Origin of the sequence: Pseudoalteromonas sp. TB25 (assembly GCF_000497995.1) — a bacterium.
Lineage (GTDB): Bacteria > Pseudomonadota > Gammaproteobacteria > Enterobacterales > Alteromonadaceae > Pseudoalteromonas > Pseudoalteromonas distincta.
Genome location: NZ_AUTI01000404.1, coordinates 1 through 2,852 on the forward strand (window position 1 = coordinate 1; position 2,852 = coordinate 2,852).

Here is a 2,852-nt window from a genome sequence, read left to right on the forward strand (position 1 = left end):
CCTGCCGTTATTTTATGTGCTTTTTTAATTAATATCATAATTAACCGAGTCAATGATATAAACGCCTAGGATAGTAAGTAACCTAGAGCTATTTTAAATACAATGAATAACGATATATTCGCTTCTATCGTTATTCAAACCCTCATTTACAAAATGACTAATGCTTTCGCATCTCTCATTTAGAATAAAGATAACAAACTCGATCTCTAAACAAACAAAGGCTAAGGTTGTTTTATCCATTAAATTTTAATTTTGAGTTCATACCCTGTATTTAATAATTAAATAAACGGCGTACTAAAGTTTATTACTTGGGCTTTTAATATGCCTAATTAACTAAGGTGTAAAATATGAAAAAAACATTTTTAGGCATTTTCTCGATTACAGTAATAACTTACTTACTGAGCGGCTGCACAACATCAAATAACGGTAATATTACAAAATTGAGTGAAGATAAAATAAGTACTAGATTAAATAAATTACCTTCCTCGCTAACCTCTAGTGATTTGTTCAATACCACTGTTGTTGAACCCACTCAGCTATTTGATAACCTTTATTTTGTAGGATATATCAGCGTAGGCACTTTTGTTATCACTACAACTGAGGGCATTATTTTAATCGATACCATGTGGACTCCGCACGATGCCAAACATGTGATTGTTCCTGGACTAAAAGAGTTAGGCTTAAATCCTGAAGATATTAAATACGTAATAGTTACTCACGGCCACAGCGACCATTATGGCGGCGCTCACTACTTTGAATCACATTATGGCGCTAAAATTTTAATGAGAAAAAATGAGTGGGACTACATCCATAATCCAAATGCACCTGTATTAACTGATCCTTTCGGTAACTTTTCTACCGAAATACCATTACCTAGCACTTACACCCAAGTTATCGATGGCGAAAAAATAAGTTTAGGTAAAACTAATTTAACTGTACTTGCTACACCAGGACATACGCCTGGTGGGTTGTCTTTGATAATACCTGTTACAGATAATGGCATACCTCATACAGTTGCACTTTGGGGAGGTACCGGTTTACCGGATACTAAAGAAGCAAATCAAACTTATTTGCACTCTTTAAATTATTTTCAAAAAATTGCAAACAAAAACGATGTTGATGGAAGTATCTCAAACCACCCGTTTTCACATGATCTAATTAATCAAATTAATACATTAAAAAATCGTAAATCTGATCAACGAAACCCCGTGATAACCGGTAATAAGGCATTTAATGAGTACATAGACGATGTATTGCGAAATAACGTTCAAAAGAAACTTTCGTCATTTGAGTCAAACTAATATAGCTTTTCACGCACCGGCGTTATCGTGCTAATGTATTTATAATGACGGTATATGTCGCTTTAAAGCGTTACTCATTACTAATATAAAAGCATAGTGCACTTCTTTTTATGAAACCCCACATTTGATAGTCTGTATAAAAATACAGACTATCAAATGTGGGGTTAATTACTTTTAGTTTGGTTTATTGTTCTACCAAAATGACCGATACGTCGTCTGCATGAAAATCAGCAGTCAGTTCGTTTGACTCCACATAAAGTAAAGCCGCACTTTCCTCGGTTGTTATTGAATGGGTATAAGTGCCCGAAAGCTTTACCCAATCGCCTGCAACTACGTTTGTAACAGTGGTTAGCTCGAGGTATTCAGTGCTCGCATGCTCAATTTGCAGTGTAAGTTTAATTCCTGGCGATACCGCTGTGTTATCGTCAGATAACTTAACCCACGCAGATACATTATAGGTTTTGCCCGCTGTGAGCTTGGGTTGTTTCAAGTGAAATAGTAGCACTGCCTCGTGATTGCCATGAATCAAGACCGGCTTCAAAGTCACCATTAGTTAGCAGCTCTGCGTGTTGTTAAAAGTACGACCGGTGTTGAAAACCTTTATTTAGATCAGTTAGGTGCCTTTGGTAACGTTGACCGCTACCCTGCTAGACGTATTATAACCATTGTTTACTATTCGCTCGTACGCTTTGAAGAAACCAATCTTGTGAGCGGCGACAATGCTTTAGAATGTGAATGGTTTGATGTAAATAACGTTCTCCCTTTAATGTTTGACCACGCCGACATTTTAAAAAGTGGCTTAGATTACTTACGCTATAAAGTAAGGCTCGAGCNGAGCCGATTGGTTTTAGCCTGCTCCCTGAAAAGTTTACCTTGCTTGAGCTACAAGGAATTTACGAGTCGACTTTAAATAAATCACTCGATAAGCCTAACTTTAGACGTAAGTTCCAAAAAATGAACTTACTAATAAACTGCAAAGAAAAACAAACCAACGTAGCTCACCGAGCTGCTACTTTGTACCGTTTTGATATAAACGTATACGAAAAACTAAGAGAGTTTGGTTTTACATTTGAGTTTTAAATAAGCAAATGCATAATTAAATTAATGTTTGGTCTTTAAGGCCAAATAACATATTGCTAATATATATGTGATGTTTATAATTCGTCCGCATTATTAATATAAACTAATCAAAAGGAGCTTTTTTCTTGAAACTTACGCCGCCCTAGGCAACCACTCCCCTTTTTCATCAGCACGTTACGTGCAACCTTAATCGCCGCCTGCGCGAGAATCACTGTTATTTAAATAAAATACTCCCCTATACTTTGGGAAACTAACTAATTAGGTTTATTACATGTTTGATCACGTAAAAAGAGATTGGCTCTCTAATGTTCGTGGCGATGTGCTTGCTGGTATTGTTGTGGCGCTTGCCCTAATACCTGAAGCGATTGCCTTTTCTATTATTGCCGGTGTTGATCCAAAAGTAGGTTTATACGCCTCATTTTGTATTGCGGTTATTATTGCCTTTGTAGGCGGACGTCCTGGCATGATATC

4 protein-coding genes are annotated in these 2,852 nt (G+C 36.6%); 3 read left to right on the forward strand and 1 reads right to left on the reverse strand.

Annotation, left to right across the window (positions count from 1 at the left end):
* Positions 1 to 347: 347 nt before the first annotated feature.
* Positions 348 to 1,301 (forward strand): MBL fold metallo-hydrolase, encoded by a 954-nt coding sequence (locus L652_RS0118080; RefSeq protein ID WP_024594959.1) that lies wholly within the window; start codon positions 348 to 350, stop codon positions 1,299 to 1,301.
* Positions 1,302 to 1,485: 184 nt separating this feature from the next.
* Here L652_RS0118080 and L652_RS0118085 read toward each other — a convergent pair whose 3' ends face one another.
* A complete protein-coding gene (locus L652_RS0118085; RefSeq protein WP_253947683.1) occupies positions 1,486 to 1,791 on the reverse strand; it encodes a carbohydrate binding domain-containing protein in 306 nt (101 codons plus the stop codon).
* A gap of 383 nt (positions 1,792 to 2,174) precedes the next feature.
* Here L652_RS0118085 and L652_RS1000000125530 point away from each other — a divergent pair, with 383 nt between their 5' ends.
* Both L652_RS1000000125530 and L652_RS01000000124100 read left to right on the forward strand, forming a co-directional pair.
* Positions 2,175 to 2,381: a hypothetical protein gene (locus L652_RS1000000125530; protein ID WP_024603588.1), complete on the forward strand. Its 207-nt coding sequence runs from the start codon at positions 2,175 to 2,177 to the stop codon at positions 2,379 to 2,381.
* A gap of 271 nt (positions 2,382 to 2,652) precedes the next feature.
* Positions 2,653 to 2,852: SulP family inorganic anion transporter (locus L652_RS01000000124100; RefSeq protein ID WP_033013593.1), on the forward strand; the 200-nt coding region annotated here is incomplete at its 3' end.